The following is a 15890-nucleotide window of genomic DNA, read 5'->3' as shown; positions in this document are numbered from 1 at the left end:
CTTCCTTCCAGGTTCGTTAGGTACGAAACTCCTTCCCTGGAAACCAATTGAGGAAACAAGGGGCGGTTCCTCGGAAACCTGCGGGATACCGGTTCCGTTGCCTCACCTACTCCAATGCCAACCTGCAAGACATCCTCCCATCGATCCCCTGCCAACTACCAGTCCATAGGCCTAGCTGCCCGGGCCAAACTTAGCAAACCCTGGCCATCCAGAGGCGAGTCATCAGGCCGCAATACTAACACGGCGTAAACCCTGAATCCCAGGAGGCAGTAAAATTGGATACCGGACATTTGTTGCATTATTTAAACGACCTGTTGGAGTATGGCCCTGATCTTTTAGAACACAGCCTGGGGGTAGCTAGTTATGCGCTCTTCATAGCCGAAATCATCGGGGTGGATGGTCAGCACCTCCCTTGTTTGGTCACTGGGGCACTGCTCCACGATTTGGGCAAAACCAAGGTGGAGCGGAGAATCATCTATAAGCCGGGACCTTTAAACGACGTGGAATGGGCTAAGGTAAGGATGCATCCTTTGGTTGGAGCGGCCATATTGAGCAGCCGGGGGATGGCACGGGTGGTGCGGCCACCCCTACCAGGCGGTTCTACACCGGTTCCTACTCCCTTGGACATTGTCCTTCTCCATCATGAGCACTGGCAGGGCACTGGTTATTATGGTTATCAAGGGGAAGACATTCCCCTTGGCGCTCGCATAGTAGCCCTGGCCGATGCCCTGGATGCCATGACGGCATTTCGGCCCTATCGGAAGCCTCTCAGCCCAGACCAGGTGGTGACCGAGGTCAGAAAGGGGTCTGGCCGCCAGTTTGATCCCGACCTCGCCAAACCAATGGTCAAAGCTCTCCAGCGGGGCGCCCAGTTGCCGCCAACCCCGCGTACTGCTAATGGTCTGATTGAATTGCTCTACCGGAGCCTGCTTACCCGGGGCGGCGGGATGGGAAGCATGGCGCTCGACCGGCGCAATCGGGAAAGATTGCTGGCGTTGGTACTGGCCCTGGATGCTTTGTCCAGCGGCGAGAAAGCTATGAGATCCTAGTTTGATTGGTTCCGGCAACCAAGAACAGTCCGTATTTGCTTGACACCGGAATACTGGCAAGGTATGTTATACCTACCAAGGATTTGCATAGGCCAAAGGTGATTGCCGGGCCGTCATCGGCTATGGGCTGCTGATGATGACCTAGACCCTAGTTCTTAGGGAGTGGCAAAGATGGCTTCTGAGAAGGGTATCCGCATCGCCAACCTGATAAGCAGGCCTTATGTGTGCGCTGGCCTATGCTTAATTGCTTACTCGGTGCCTTTAGCCAAAGAACTCTTTGATGGCGAGGGGCCCTTGGCCAATTTGGTCTGGTATGCCTATATATTTCCTGCCATCTTGTTAAGCTATAACTATGGCCTGCGCGGGGGAGTGGCCAACGCCATCACCAGCGCGGCCATTGCTGTGCCGGCCGAATGCTACGAGCATTTTTACCGCCATTCCCATGATTTTATAGCCGCCGAGACCTTAGATAGCTTTCTAATGGTGGGGCTGACGTCGGTCATGTCGCTAGCAGTAGGGGTCATGGCCGATAGTCTCAAACAGAAGGAACACGAGGCCAAACAGCGTTATGAGGCCAGCATTCGCGATGCCCTAACCGGCCTTTATAATTATGGCTTCTTTCAGGAGCGACTCCAGGCGGAATTCGAAGCCGCCCGCCGGTCCCATTGGCCGCTAACGCTCCTATTCGTTGATGTAGACCGCTTCAAGGAGTACAACGATACCTTCGGGCACTTTGTAGCCAACCAGGCCCTCTATGAGATTGCCCAGACCTTGCGGGCGACTTTTCGCGAGACTGACATTGTAGCCCGCTATGGGGGCGATGAATTTGCAGTTATCCTGCCCCGGACTGGTCCCCAGGAAGCTGAGGCTATTGCCGAAAGGGCCCTGAGGAATATTGCCGCGGCTCGGCTCCCCCAAGGTTGCCTAACCGTGTCGGTAGGAATCGCCACTTACCCGAACCAGGCTAATGACGTGAGGAGCTTAGTGGAGTTCAGCGATGAGGCCCTCTACCAAGCTAAGGGCAAGGGGCGAAACGTCGTAGTCGTCTGCTCCGATGCCATCTCGCTAGCGGATCAGCCGGGAGGGTTTCTGGTAGCGGAACAGTAGGCAGACCTGGTTATCGAGTCCGGTCCTGTGCTTGTCCTCTTTTTCCTCCCCCTTATTTCCCCTGGCCCATGCAGCCCCATGGCGGTGGCCCCCTGAGTGGAGTATAATCTGGCAGCAGGGATGTTTACCTGCCCAAATTGCGGCTTTTCCCGCCCTTGGCCCCAGTACCGGGCCGAGATCCAGGGCAGCGACTCTTTTTGCCTTCAATTGAGGCTAGTGGGGCGGAGGTCGACCGGGCGGAGGTCGACTCGGAGGTTAACTTGGCGCAAGTCCTGGTCGACGGTCAGGTATACCCACCCAGCGGAGCAGCGAAGCCAAAACCGGCTCCAGCCCAGTTGGACTGACATCCCCTGGGTTTCCTTGGGCCCCAGGTGAACCAGCTGGCTGAAGTTGCCCTGGGGTCGCCCTTCTGTCCCCAGGTTGGTCAGGCGCAGTTCCCAAACTGGGCCCAAGGTAGCCCGGGTACCGGCAGGCCAGAGAGGCAAGGGTAAGGCCCAGGTCTGTTCCCGCAAGGAGGCCGGGCTTTGGGCGGTGATGCGGTAGCTATATTCCCGGGGGTGGGCCTCGGGGGAATAGGAGCCAGGGCTTGCTTCGCTCGCCCGGGGGATCCGTTCCAACGAAAAATGCACTTCCTGCATCCGGTTAAGGAAATCGGCATAGTCGGCCATGGTGCGCACGGTTAGCTCTCGGGCGGCCACCAGCTGCTTTAGGTAAGGGAAGGTATGGTTCCAGATTTCCGGGTGAAGAGCCCAAGAGATGGCATGAAAATAGAAGAGGCGGATTTCCTGGCGGTTTTTAGCAATGTCGGCAATGGCCCTGATGGCAGCAGCAATCTCATCGGGACGGCGGCCGCGATCTAGCATGTTTTCCGGGCAGCTGCCATCCTGGGTGGCGGTGTAGGGGAAGAGCCAGAAGCGGGGTTCCAGCTTTCCTTTTGACCAGCAGTGGGTGGGTGGGGAGTTGAAGGCAGCTGGGAAGGCAGCCCCTTTGACCCCCCAGCTGGCTAAGTAATCGTTGACCTCGGCGTCGTGGGCTCCGTAGGGGGCAGCGTATTCGGTGACCGGGCCTCCGCGCAGCTTTTCCATGGTAGTAAAGTTGAGGTCGATCAGCTTCCTTTTTACTGGGGAAGAGAGCTTGGGCAAGAAGAGGCCCCAGAAGCTATGCATCCAGCCTCCTTGACAGCCCAGCGAGCCGTAGGCCGCGACCTCCTCGAGGTAGGGGCGCCCTCGTCCCTTGGCATCTACCCCCAAATGATCCCCTACCAGCAGACTATCGGGGCCAGCGGTCACGGAAATGGTTAAGGGTAGCCCTTGGACACCGGCCAGGGCTTGCTCAGATATCAGCTTTTTGAGCGCCCGCATTGAGCTCCAGGTGCAGATATGGAAGTTCAAGACCAGCCCACCCACGCCGCCGGGAGCGGCTACCAGGTGTGGTACCCTGGCCACCTGAATGAGAAAGAATTTGAGCGGAACCCGGATCAAGTAATCGCTGTTGGCGGTAGCCTTGAGGGCGCCTAAAGGTGCGTTTACCAGCATGGCTTTGCCTTGGGCAGGGCTGGCGCTGCCGAGTTGGCCGGCTGGGCAAGGGCGGAGGGTAACCAGTGGAGTTGAAGGGGCTTCGGTCCAAGCCAGGACCTGGGGTGGCGAGGTTTCAAGCATTGCTAAGGGCGTATGATAGGTTTGGTCGTCCGGGTATCCCACCGTGCGCAGCCGATCGCCATGGTAGAGCCCGAAGTCAAACTGGGACCTTAAAGGCGAGTCGGCAGGAATAATCCAGGGCCCCAAAAATGGCGTCGAGGAAGTAGCTTTGAGGCCACATAAAGCCAAGAGCTCTTTAGCCTCGGCTATTTTGGTCCCGCCTACCACCAAGAGTTTGCCGCCTTGCTCAAGCCACTTTGTTAGCTGGTTTAGGGCTAGCGGAGTAATAGCAGAAAAGTCTTCTATCCCCTCTTCGGCAATGATTAAGGCCTGGCAATTGGGCGTTAGCTTATCATGGTCCAGATCGGCTGGCGATAACAGCCGATAGGGAAAGCCCTCCTCTTGGAGCACTTGCAGGTAAGCCAAAAGGGCGGGGCGGGAGCGGAGATCAGGGTCGGCTACCAACCCCACAAATATTCCTTTTTGTAAGTGGGGGCCGAGGCGGAAAACGGGGTTGGCTGGGGCCGTCAGAGCGGGGGAGGCGGTCCGGCCCGCCGTCGGCAGCGGGCCGGCCCGCCCACTCGCCTCCGGCAATACCCAGATGGGGGCAAGCCAAAACCATCCCCCTAGAGCAGCAGTGGCGACTGCCAAAGTCATTAACCACCCAAATAGGCGCCGCAAGCGCACGGGAATCCCCTCTTTGGCGGTTGGAAAGCCGGCATCACGCCCCGGCAACACCCGATGCTAGCTACCAGATTAGAATTCGCGGCCCAAACCGCCAATCCTCTTTGTCCCTGCCGACCCTGCTGGGCCAAAGGCCTGAGCGATTGGCGACGATAATGTATAAATGTATAATGGAAGTCGGTGGGTTTGGCAAGTTCTGGTTTGGGCGGACGGAGGTTGGGCCGTTGGATCTGGTATTTGCCCTAGATATTGGTACCCGCAAAGTCGCCGGGGTGGTCCTGGCGGTGGAAGGCCACTCCCAATTCAGGCTGCGCGCCCATTACGTCGAGGAACACCAGGAACGGTCGATGTTAGATGGGCAGATTCAGGATATACCCCGGGTGGCAGAAGTGGTGGAACGGGTAAAAAAGGCGTTAGAAGCCAAAGTGGGGCAGCTCCGCCAGGTCAGCATTGCTGCGGCCGGGAGGAGCCTTTTAACCGCGCCCGGATCAGCTTCCATGCCCCTGGGAGTTCTAGAACCAGTAAGTTCAGAGCAGCTCTTGACTTTGGAGCTGGAAGCGGTGCAGGCGGCCCAAAACTCCCTCAAAGCCAAGCAAGGCAGCCGGGCCCGGGATTTATATTGTGTCGGCCATACGGTAAAGCAGCAGTTCTTGGACGGAAACCCCATCCGCAGCCTCTTGGGCCAGCGGGGCAAGGAAGCGCGCATAGAGGTCATCGCCACCTTTCTCCCCGTCGTGGTGGTGGAGTCCCTGTATGAAGTAGTGTCCAAATCGGGCCTGGAAGTGAAAACCCTTACCTTGGAGCCCATCGCTGCCCTCAGCGTCATCGTTCCGCCTGACCTCCGCGGTTTAAACTTGGCCTTGGTGGATATAGGGGCCGGGACCTCGGATATAGCCATTACTAGGGAAGGCACGGTGGTAGGCTATGGGATGGTGCCCTGGGCTGGAGATGAGATCACCGAGCACATCTGTCAGGAGCTGTTGGTGGATTTCCCCACCGGGGAAAAGATTAAGCGCTCGGCCGGCAACGGCCTCCCTGCGGTCTACCGAGACGTGTTGGGCGCCGAGGCCAGCATTAGCCCGGAAGACCTAACCCGCATCGTCAGCCCTGCTGTTTACCGGTTGGCCTCCGAGATCGCAGAAGGGATCCTAGAGATCAATGGAGCTCCACCCCAGGCAGTCCTCTGCGTTGGCGGTGGCAGCCTTACCCCGGGCCTAACCACCCAGCTGGCCGAGTGCCTGGGCCTTTCTGCCAACCGAGTGGCGGTGCGGGGGAGCGAAAGCATAAGCATGGTTCGAGGGCTCAAGCGCTTCAAAGGACCGGAGGCGGTAACCCCCATTGGGATTGCCGTCACCGGCTGGACCGAGAAAGGCTCCCAGTTCAACAGCGTATTAGTGAACGGGAGGCCGGTGCGAACTTTTGCCTTGAACAGCAAGGTTAAGGTGGCGCAAGTATTGATGGATGCGGGCGTATCCCGGGCCCAGATCTGGGGTGAGCCTGGTCCTTCCCTAGGAGTTCGGGTCAATGGCCAGCTGGTCTTTTTACGCGGCCAACCGGGGAAACCAGCCCAGATCACGTTGAACGGAAAGCCTGCCCGCCTGGAAGATGAGGTCAAACCCGGCGACCGCATCGAAATCGTCCCCGGCCAGCGGGGGAAACCGGGATCGGGGACAGTGGCTGACGTCTTGCCCGACTACCGGCCCAAGCACCTGGTTTTTAACCACCGCCCCGTGAAGGTTGAACCTTTGGTCAAAGTTAACGGGGTCAGGGTAAGCCCGGGATTTCGCCTCTTTGATGGGGCGGTGGTTGAATATCGGCCCTTATCTAAGGTGGCTGACGTCTTAGAGGCGATTGGCAAAAGCCCCGAGGATTATTGGCGGCACTTTCGGCTCAGGCTGGACGGCCAGTGGATGGAAACTTCTGTCCTTAAGCTTGACATCAAGCTGAACCAGCAAGCGGCGGATCCTAATAGCCCAGTTGAGGAAGGCGATAAACTGGAAGTAGCCGAGGAGACCCGACCGGTAGTAGTAGGCGATCTGCTGAAGCGGGTCCTAGGTGGCCCGGACAGTCCGGATGCCGATCCCCAGCCGGTGCAAGTAACCGTCAACGGGAAGCCGGTTTGTCTGAGCCAGCAGGTGGAGATCACTATCAACGGTGAGCTGGCTTCTACTCTTGATGTTCCAGTTCATCCCCAGGATCAGATCGTTATTCGCAGCCGGCCTCGGGCATTGATCCTGGCTGACATCCTGGATCAGGTGGATTTATCCTCCCAAGCTAAGGGCAAGGGAAAGCTGATCTTGACGGTGAACGGGGAGCCGGCCGAATTTACCACTCCCATTGCTTCCGGGGACGAGGTTGTGGTAAAGCTAGGTTGATTGGGCGGCGCCGAGAACCGCGGTGGAGCATACAACAGGCAAAGCTTGTTTTCGCAGCTCGTTTATGGTCGGGCTATGGAGGGCTTGGGCGGGCGCCAGGACTGATTGGCCTGAAGGCGTCGCAAGAAATTGCGAAAGCGCTTGCGGATGTTGAGATTGAGGGCCCAAAGGATGGCTCGGTACTGCTGCACCCGAGCCAGCCGGCGGCTGATGGAGCCTAGGGAATAAAACTCTTGCCAGGCCCAATTGAATCCCTGTTGCAAGGTTTCGGGAGACATGTTCTTGGGCTCAAAGACTACGTTGGTAATGGTATACTGGCTCCAATCGCTGGTGAGGATCCGGCCCTGGGCCTCAAGTTCGGCCCTTAAGGGTGTTCCTGGGAATGGAGTCAAGATGCCGAACTGGGCTGCCTCCAAGCGGTTTTTCTGAACAAAGCGGAGGGTTCTCTCAAAGATGCTCTCGTCGTCGCCATCCAGGCCAAAGACGAATGCCCCCTCGATGGCAATGCCGTGGTCATGAATGCGCTTGATGGCATCCTCGAAGTCCTCTATGAGGTTCACCCCTTTGCCGATAGCCTTTAGGTTGGCCGGCGAAAGGGACTCAAAGCCGATGAAGAGCCCAATGCAACCGCTGGCTGCGGCCAGCCGCAAAAGATCCTCGTCCCGGGCAATGTTGAGGGATCCCTGGCTGAACCATTTGATCTTGTACGGGGCCAAGGCGCTGAACAGCCGGCGAGCGTATTTGGGGTTGCCGACGATGTTGTCATCGACAAAGCCCATGACTTCGCCGCCAAGCTCTTTCAGCTCCCGGATCTCAGCTACCACGTCCTCCACCGGCCGGAAGCGGTAACTGTGGCCGAAGAACTGGCTGACGCTGCAGAAGGAGCAGGCAAAGGGGCAACCCCGGGTAATCTGCACTGTGTCCGGAACCAGATAGCGCTCTCGGGCCAGAAGGTTTCTGCGGGGCCTGACCAAGCCGAAAAGCTGGGGGCGCTGGGCAGTCCGGTAAAAGGGTTTAAGCCTGCCGCTCTCAAAGTCCGCCAGCAAGGTGGGCCAGAGGTTTTCGGCTTCTCCGATCACTACCGCATCGGCGTGCTCTTTGGCTTCCTCCGGCAGGGCCGAAGGGTGCATGCCCCCCAGGACTACCGGCACTCCCCGGCTCCGGAACTGGTCGGCTATGGCGTAGGCGCGAGGAGCCAGGGCGGTCATGGCGGTGATGGCCACTAGATCGTAAGCGACACTGAAATCAATCTTGCTGATCCCCTCGTCAATTAGGCTGATCTCATGTTCAGGGGGCGTAAGGCCAGCAACCGTGATCAGGTTTAGAGGCGGAAAAATCGCCTTTTCCTTCTCACTTTCCCAGAGCGGGTCATGCCAAGCGGGAGCAATCAAAGCTATACGCATAAACGAGGCCTCCTCACTAGCGGCTTTAGACCATTATCGACACTAAATGTTGGTCCTCATTGGTCATCCAGTAAAAAATAGGTTAACCGCCGGGGCCACTACTTTATTCACGTTTTCTAGCTGGACCAAGGATCACCTGCAAAAAGAATCTGACTAGCCTGCATCCGTGACCCAATTAACCCAAAAGGTTCACCGGTTGGGTTCAGGGTCATGCCCGAGGACTACCACTTAAAATCAGCCGCGAATGGCGCTTCTGCCCGGTTAATATGTAAAATAAGGGCAAGTTAAATTGGCAGATGGAGGCAGGGAAAGGAAGATTCATGTAGAACTCCCCTACTAGCGAAGGTCAGCAGGGGGGTTCAAGAGTTTTGGTGCGGGGAGAGGAAGAGCCAAGAAGCATGAGTTGGGGAAGGAAGGCCATCAAGGGGGTGGCCCTGGTCCTGAGCGGGCTTTTGGCCTTGGGCACGCTAATGATAAGTGGCCCGGTCCCAAAGCAGGCGCAGGCGGCAGAGGATACCTTTGTCATCAACGGCCGGGGGTTCGGCCACGGAGTGGGCCTTTGCCAGTGGGGCGCCTATGGACAAGCTAAGGCGGGGCGGAGCTATGGAGAAATATTGAAGTACTACTACCGGGGCACAGACATTAGCACCCTTTCTGCCTCCCAGCAGGCGTCATGGGTGCGGGTACTGTTGGTGGAGAACCAATCTACAGTAACCGTAACCTCGAAAAACGCCGGTTTTAAGCTCTTTAATGAAGCCTCGGGCGGCCAGATCGCGGCAGGAAAGGCTGGCGAGGAGTGGCAGGTCAAGCTAGTGGCCTCGGACCAAGGAACCCTCTACCAGGTCATTGATCCTCAGGGGCAGGCGGTGGGATCTTACAAGGGCCCCATCCAGGCCAAGCCGGATGCCGGTGCCTATCTCACCCTCAAAAATAACGGCAACACCTACCGGGGCTGGTTGCGGATCATCCAGCGCGGTACCGGCCTGAATAGCCTTTCGGTGATCAACCATGTCCAGCTGGAGGACTACATTCTCGGCATCGGGGAAGTTCCCAAGGGTTGGCCTTTGGAGGTGCTGAAAGTCCAGGCAGTGATTGCCCGGAGCTACGCCTATACAAGCCTTTCCTCGGAGGGCACTTTTGATGTCTACGACGACCAGAGAAGCCAAGTTTATAATGGTATGGTCTATGAGGCCTACCCCAACTGGGTAAATGCCGTCAAGGCCACCAAGGGGCAGGTGGTCTCCTACCAGGGAAAACCGGTCAAAGTCTACTATAGCAGCACTTGCGGAGGCCGGACCGAGAATGTCCAGGATGCCTGGGGCGGTGCTGCCCTTCCTTACCTACAGAGCGTGCCTTGTACCTATTGCAACCTTCCTCAGAATGCCTCCAATTACAGCTGGAGCGCGGAGTTTACCCGCAGCGAGCTGGAGAGCAAACTCGGAATTGCGGGCGTCAAGTACATGCAGGTCACCAAGCGCAGTGCCACCGGGAGAGCGACGACCATAAGGATCTATAAGACTGACGGTTCTTACGTGGATATGGGTGCCTCTACCTTCCGTAGCCGGCTGGGCGGGATGGTGGTGAAGAGCACCTGGATCACCTCCTTTGGCCGGGCGCCCAAGACAGTGTGGAGCGATGCCAGCGGCAGCTTCAGCCTGGACCAGGGTGCTTACCTGGCCGCCGATGTGGACGGCAACGGGATTAAGGAAGTAGTTGCCCTTAAGAATCTTGGCCGCCAGAGCATGAGCATCTCCGTGCTGGCATCCGACGGGAGCGAGCTTTCTAGCCATCGCTTGGCCTGGCAGTGCGCGCCCTGGACCTGGGAATTTAAATGGGGCAAGTACGTAGCCGGCGACTTCGATGGCGACGGCAAGGAGGACATCCTGGCCTTCTACCGCTATCCCTCCTATCGGACCGCGGCTTGGCTTTTCCGCTCCACCGGCACGGCCGAAAACCCCCAGTTTACCCTTAGCAAGGTATGGGAGGGAGCCCAGTGGAACTCCGATTGGGCTACCTATATGGCGGCCGACATCAACGGCGATGGCAAGGACGAGGCCTTGGCTTTTTATGATTACTGCCGAGCCAAAGCCAAGGTTTGGGTTTTCATCGGCAGCGGCACTGGATCCAGCTTTAAGTTCAACAACCCCCGGGGGGCATGGGAATGCCCGCCCTGGTGTTGGAATACCGCCCAGGCCACTTACCTACCGGGTGATTTTAATGGCGATGGCAAAGAAGATATAGCTGCCATCTACAACTACGGCGGGACCAAGACCGGAGCTTTCGTATTTACCTCCCAAGGCTCGTCCTTAAGTGTGCGGCGGGTCTGGTACAGTTCGGGGTGGGCTAGTTCCCAAGCCGCGTACGCCGTGGTGGGGGACAAGGATGGTGACCAAAGGGACGAGATAGCTGCCCTTTACCAGTACCCGGGGAGCATGGGGCTGTGGCTTCTCCATCCCAGCGCTTCGTCGCTAACAGCTGAGCTAACGCCCTGGAATACCATTCCCAGCCCCTTGAGCGTATCCCGGTCGGCGGTACTGGGAGGAAGCCTTATTGCCGCTGGCAAACCCGGGGTTTTGGGCCTGGCTCCCGATCCGGCCAATGGCGCCCTTGCTGCCCTCTGGTGGGAGCTGTAAGGAATGGATAACCCCGTGGCAGTGCCCCTCTCCGTTCCTGCCCAGGTGAAAGTAGGTAGGCGGGCTGAGACCAAGGCAGCTGTGGGCCAGGGGTTGGCGGAGGGGAATACGTGAGGGGGCTGCCTGGGGTCTGAAGCTTGGGCTTGGCCTGGTGGCCGCCGGCTACGAGGGCGGCAGGGAGGCGGCTTATGGGCTAAATGCCCAAAAGCCGCCTCAGCTTCTTGGCCTGGTTCCTGCTCACCGGCACCTCGCTGTTCTTATTGTCATCCATGATCAAGGTGTAGGTGCCGTTAAAGAAGGGAACAATTTGCTGCACCCGCTCCAAGTTCACCAGGTAGCAGCGGTGGGTGCGGAAGAACTTCCTGGCGGGAAGCCGGCTCTCCAGGTCCTTCAAGGTGAAGCGCAGCATATACTTGTCGGTCCTGGTTTTGAGGTAGACCATGTCGCCTTCAGTATAGGCGTAGCAAACCTCGTTTTCATCGATGAGGTAGGTTTTGCCCAACTTTTCGGCCGGGATGCGGCCTAGCCTTTCGGAAGCAGGCTCGGGTTGGGCTTGGGCTGTAGACCCGGCTGGGGCCAGAGCTTCCTTTTGCTGCGCAAGTCGCACCACTTTGTCGATGGCCCGCCCCAGCCGTTTTTCATCGAAGGGCTTGAGCAGATAATCAACCGCATTGACCTCAAAGGCTTGGACGGCGTATTCTTCGTAAGCGGTAATAAAAATCACATAGGGCTGGCGGGCGTGCTGCTGGAGGATCCGGGCCAGCTCGATCCCGTTCATGCCCGGCATTTCCACGTCCAGAAAGATCACCGAGTAGTCCAGGGTCGCCATCAGCTTGAGGGCCTCTGGCGCGGTAGCTGCTTCTCCCACTACTTCCACCTCAGGGATGGCGCTGAGCAGAAAGCCGAGCTCCTTGCGAGCTGGTAGTTCGTCATCAACTATTAAAGCTTTGAGCTTCAAGTCGGTGCTCACCAGCAATCTCCCTTCCCGGGCGAGGCAAGGCTTGTGCCAAGGGGATGCGCATGGTTACGGTAGTTCCTTTGCCTTCGCTGCTAGTTATCTTGAGACGGTAATCTTCCCCGTAAAAGCTAATCAGCCGCTCGTTGACGTTGGATAAGCCTACTCCGTTACCGGAGCCATAGCCGGGCTGCAAGACTAAGTTGATTTTGTCGGCGGGTATGCCTACCCCGTCATCCTTTACCGAGATCACCAAATCGTTGCGGGTGGCATGGATCAGGATCTTGACCGCCCCTGTTCCCACTTTGGGGGTAAGGCCGTGTTTAACGGCGTTTTCCACCAGGGGTTGGATACTCAAGACCGGCACCTCATAATCCAGCAAGCCTTTATCGATGTTCTCGATGATCTGGAGCTTCTTGCCAAAGCGGGCCTTTTCCAGCACCAGATAGGTGTGGACGCACTCCAGTTCCTCCCTTAGGGTAGTAAACCGGCTCTGTTGGCGCAAGGATTGGCGGAAGAAATTAGCTAAGTGAATCAGCAAGCGCCGGGACCGGGCCGGATTGGTGCGGCTATACATAATAATTGTGTTCAGGGTATTGAAGAAGAAGTGGGGATTGATCTGGGCATGGAGAGCATCCAGTTTGGCCATGGTCAAAAGTTGAGCTTGCCGGTCCAGCTCGGCCAGCTCCACCTGCATACCCAAAAGCTGCGCTAGCCCAATGGCCAGACGAATAGTGCTGGGAGGAGGGGCGCCCCGCTCGGTCTGGTAGAGCTTCAAAACCCCGACCACTTCATCCTTGCGCTTCAGCGGTACCAGCACTGCTGCTGCCAGCGGGCAGCGGCAGATTCTTTCGCGAGGGCAGTTTAGTTCCTTGGAGTTCTGGACTACCTTGACCTTGCCGCTGGCCAATACCTGCCGAGTAGCTTCAGTGAGGATGCGATCCCCAGGCTGGTGCTGCTCGCAGCCTACCCCCACATAAGCCAAAACCCGTTCCCGATCGGTTATGGCTACCGCGGCTACGTCGCTGATGCGCTTTATGATTTCGGCTGTCTTCTGGGCCGCGGCTTCGTTTAGCCCCCGGCGCATGTAGGGTAGGGTCTCGTAGGCGATCTGTAGGGTAGGATCGATGCGCGAGGTAATATCCTCCATGGGCCGACGCCGGAGTCGGATCCAGATCACTAGGGCTATGGTGGCTGCGTTTAGGGCGGAAAAGACTCCCCAGCGCCACAGGGCAAAGCCCCCTCCGGAGAGCCAAGCTTCTCCTGCTCCCAAAGCTATCGCCAGCGCCAAGAATTCAATCCGGTAGGCCATATCGCGATCCCTACCTTTGCCTTTAAGTTGGCGGCGGGCACAGGGTTCTTTTACTTATACTATAACAAGGGAACGAGTTTTCTACAATAATCAAAATAGGCAGGCGGCTAGCCATTACCGGTTGCGCTGACGGTCGGCCCCTAAGCTTCTTGTCGCTCGAGAAAGGGTATGCTATAGTCTATGCCAGTGGGGTTGGGAGCGCCAGGCTGAAGGGGGGTAGCCGGAGCCGCCAAGGATTGGAGAGCCGAGGAGCGGCGGTCCGGATAAAAGCAAATGGTTCCTTGGGGGAGGGTGACCAATGGATAACGAAAAGTTTCAGGAGCTGGTACTACAACAGTTTGGGCAAATTAGTCAGCAGCTTGGCGAGCATAGTCAGGTGCTCCGAGCATTAGAGCACGCTAGCCAAGTGCACAAAGCTGAAATTGATAACTTGGTCCATTCCGTGGCTAGGATCGAAGGCGAGGTCAAAGAGTTACGCCAAGACGTAAATGAGCTCCGGCAGGGGCAGGAAGAACTGTGCCGGGACGTGAACGAACTGCGCCGGGGGCAGGAAGAACTGCGCCAAGATGTAAATGAGCTGCGCCAGGATGTGGATGAACTGCGTAAGGACGTGGATGAGCTGCGTAAGGATGTAAATGAGCTCCGCCAGGGTCAGGCAGAACTACGCCAGGGACAGGAAGAGCTGTGCAAAGATGTAAACGAGCTGCGCCAGGGACAAGAAGAACTGCGCAGTGATGTAAATGAACTGCGCCGAGGCCAGGAGGAACTGCGTAAGGATGTAAATGAGCTCTGCCGGGGGCAGGAGGAGCTACGCCAGGACGTGGGTGAACTGCGCCAAGGACAAGAGGCTATGCGCCAGGGCCAGGGTCGGATTGAATTGGCTATTAACGAGATTAAGGAGGAAAACCGATCTATTCGGGCCATTCTCGGTGATCATGAAGTAGCCATTAGGACCTTGCAGCGCCGGACAGGGTGAAAGAAGTAGGCTTCTAAGCAGGCTTTATAGGAGGTTTTTGCGTGTCGGAAACTGATAGCATCGTGGCTGGGCATCCCCGGCGCTGGCTCATCCTCTTTGCGGTCATGGCCGCAGGGATCATGGGCCCCATCGATGGCAGCGTGGTTAATGTAGCCCTTCCCACCATCGGCCGGGTTTTCAATGCTGATCTAAATACGGTAGGCTGGGTGGCCATGGCTTACCTGTTGGTTTTGGGTAGCCTAATTCTTACTTATGGTCGCCTGGGAGATATGTATGGCTTTCGACGGGTGCTGCTGTTAGGCATAGTCATTTTTACGGCAGCATCAGCGATGTGCGCTCTAGCTCCCAACATTTGGGTCCTGATTGCCTTTCGCGCCATCCAAGCCATTGGCGCTGGTATGCTTATGGCCATGGGGCCGGCCACCGTGACTTGGGTCTTTCCACCCCAGGAGCGCGGGCGCGCCCTGGGCACCAACGGCATGATTGTTGCTATTGGCCTGGCCTTGGGGCCGAGCCTGGGTGGTTTGCTGCTTACTGTTTCTAGTTGGAAAGCCATTTTTCTTATTAATATCCCCATAGGCATTGCGAGCTACATCCTTTGCCGCCAGGTGGTGCCGGCATCGGGTAACCTGAAACCGCAGCAGTTCGATCTGGTTGGCGCCGCCCTGGGCTTCTTTTCCTTGAGCGCTTTTCTTTTAGCCGGAAGCTACGGGGAGGAATGGGGCTGGACCTCGCCAGCGACTTTAATCCTGGGTTTGGTGTTTGTGGTCGGCAGCGCTGCCTTTGTCCGCTGGGAGAGCAGGGTGGAACAACCGATGTTGGATCTGACCCTCTTTCAAAACCGGGTGTTTACTGCCGCTAACTTTGCCGCCCTTATGAATTTCATGTCCCAGTTTGCCATGGTTTTTTTGATTCCCTTTTATTTGGAACAAATCCTGCACTACTCGCCTGAGCGCATGGGCTTGATTCTCACTGCCTCTCCCTTGGTGGTGTTAATGCTGGCTCCCATCAGCGGAGCCTTGTCGGACCGCTTGGGAACCCACTGGCTGGCCTTCATCGGGCAGAGCATCGTCAGCTTGGCCTTGTTCCTCATGTCTGGCCTTAAGGTCGCTTCCGGGACTTTTGATGTGGTTTGGCGCTTGTGCCTTTTTGGTCTTGGCACCGGGATATTCCAGTCACCCAACAACAGCGCGGTGATGGGCAGCGTGCCTCGCCACCGCTTGGGGGTAGGCTCTGGCGTTCTGGCCACCATCCGCAACGTGGGCATGGTCCTGGGCATAGCTGTGGCCAGCGGCGTTTTCACCTGGCAGCGAGCGGCTAAGCTGGCCGTACTGGGGCCGGAGGGGACGGTGGCAGCCTTTATGGCCGGCCTCAAAGCGGCTTTTCTGGTGGGAGCGGGGCTAGCAGCTACCGGCGCTTTGGCCTCCCTGGTTCGCGGCGATTAGCCTTCTTTGGGATAAGTCTGGTGACCATGGCAATAATATGAAAGTGATTCCTGGCCTGCCCATGTGGCAGGTATTTGCCCATTTCTAGCGAAGGGTTTAATATTGATAACTGTAAGCTCAAAAAGTCAACCGCTATGATCTACGGCATAGGTATAGATATGGTGGAAATCCATCGGGTGGGCGAGCTCCTAGCCCGGCATGAGCGCCGCTTTAAGGAGCGGGTTTTTACTGTGGCCGAGTGGGAGTACGCGGCCGGCAAAGGATGCCCGGCGGCTTCCTTGGCTGCCCGTTGGGCCGCCAAGGAAGCCGCCGCC

The 15890-nt window shown here is 57.5% G+C and carries 11 protein-coding genes; 7 read left to right on the top strand and 4 right to left on the bottom strand.

Annotation, left to right across the window (positions count from 1 at the left end):
- Positions 1-275: 275 nt before the first annotated feature.
- Both H5U02_09670 and H5U02_09665 read left to right on the top strand, forming a co-directional pair.
- Positions 276-1049, top strand: a complete 774-nt coding sequence (locus H5U02_09670; GenBank protein ID MBC7342696.1) for an HD domain-containing protein — start codon at positions 276-278, stop codon at positions 1047-1049.
- A gap of 171 nt (positions 1050-1220) precedes the next feature.
- Complete coding sequence (locus tag H5U02_09665; protein MBC7342695.1) at positions 1221-2156, top strand: GGDEF domain-containing protein; 936 nt, start codon at positions 1221-1223, stop codon at positions 2154-2156.
- Between the two features lie 203 nt (positions 2157-2359).
- On the opposite strand, the gene H5U02_09660 is transcribed toward H5U02_09665, so the two are convergent.
- On the bottom strand, positions 2360-4444 hold the full coding sequence (locus H5U02_09660) for a hypothetical protein (GenBank protein MBC7342694.1): 2085 nt from the start codon (positions 4442-4444) through the stop codon (positions 2360-2362).
- Between the two features lie 257 nt (positions 4445-4701).
- On the opposite strand from H5U02_09660, the gene H5U02_09655 reads away from it, so the two are divergent.
- A complete protein-coding gene (locus H5U02_09655; protein ID MBC7342693.1) occupies positions 4702-6852 on the top strand; it encodes a hypothetical protein in 2151 nt (716 codons plus the stop codon).
- Between the two features lie 62 nt (positions 6853-6914).
- Here H5U02_09655 and H5U02_09650 read toward each other — a convergent pair whose 3' ends face one another.
- Positions 6915-8255, bottom strand: a complete 1341-nt coding sequence (locus H5U02_09650) for a B12-binding domain-containing radical SAM protein (protein ID MBC7342692.1) — start codon at positions 8253-8255, stop codon at positions 6915-6917.
- 398 nt (positions 8256-8653) lie between these two features.
- Here H5U02_09650 and H5U02_09645 point away from each other — a divergent pair, with 398 nt between their 5' ends.
- Positions 8654-10888 (top strand): SpoIID/LytB domain-containing protein, encoded by a 2235-nt coding sequence (locus H5U02_09645; GenBank protein MBC7342691.1) that lies wholly within the window; start codon positions 8654-8656, stop codon positions 10886-10888.
- Between the two features lie 193 nt (positions 10889-11081).
- Here H5U02_09645 and H5U02_09640 read toward each other — a convergent pair whose 3' ends face one another.
- Positions 11082-11846: a response regulator transcription factor gene (locus H5U02_09640; GenBank protein ID MBC7342690.1), complete on the bottom strand. Its 765-nt coding sequence runs from the start codon at positions 11844-11846 to the stop codon at positions 11082-11084.
- Positions 11821-13155: a histidine kinase gene (locus H5U02_09635; GenBank protein ID MBC7342689.1), complete on the bottom strand. Its 1335-nt coding sequence runs from the start codon at positions 13153-13155 to the stop codon at positions 11821-11823. The genes H5U02_09640 and H5U02_09635 overlap by 26 nt, the downstream gene beginning before the upstream one ends.
- 298 nt (positions 13156-13453) lie before the next feature.
- Here H5U02_09635 and H5U02_09630 point away from each other — a divergent pair, with 298 nt between their 5' ends.
- The 3 genes from H5U02_09630 to H5U02_09620 all read left to right on the top strand — a co-directional run.
- Positions 13454-14131, top strand: coding sequence for a hypothetical protein (locus tag H5U02_09630; protein MBC7342688.1), 678 nt, complete (start codon positions 13454-13456; stop codon positions 14129-14131).
- Between the two features lie 41 nt (positions 14132-14172).
- Positions 14173-15576: an MFS transporter gene (locus tag H5U02_09625; protein MBC7342687.1), complete on the top strand. Its 1404-nt coding sequence runs from the start codon at positions 14173-14175 to the stop codon at positions 15574-15576.
- Between the two features lie 74 nt (positions 15577-15650).
- Positions 15651-15890: 4'-phosphopantetheinyl transferase superfamily protein (locus H5U02_09620; protein MBC7342686.1), on the top strand; the 240-nt coding region annotated here is incomplete at its 3' end.

This window comes from Clostridia bacterium, from assembly GCA_014360065.1.
In the GTDB taxonomy this organism is placed as follows: Bacteria; Bacillota; DSM-521; order Neomoorellales; family JACIYF01; genus JACIYF01.
This window is presented reverse-complemented; position numbering and strand designations above follow the sequence as displayed.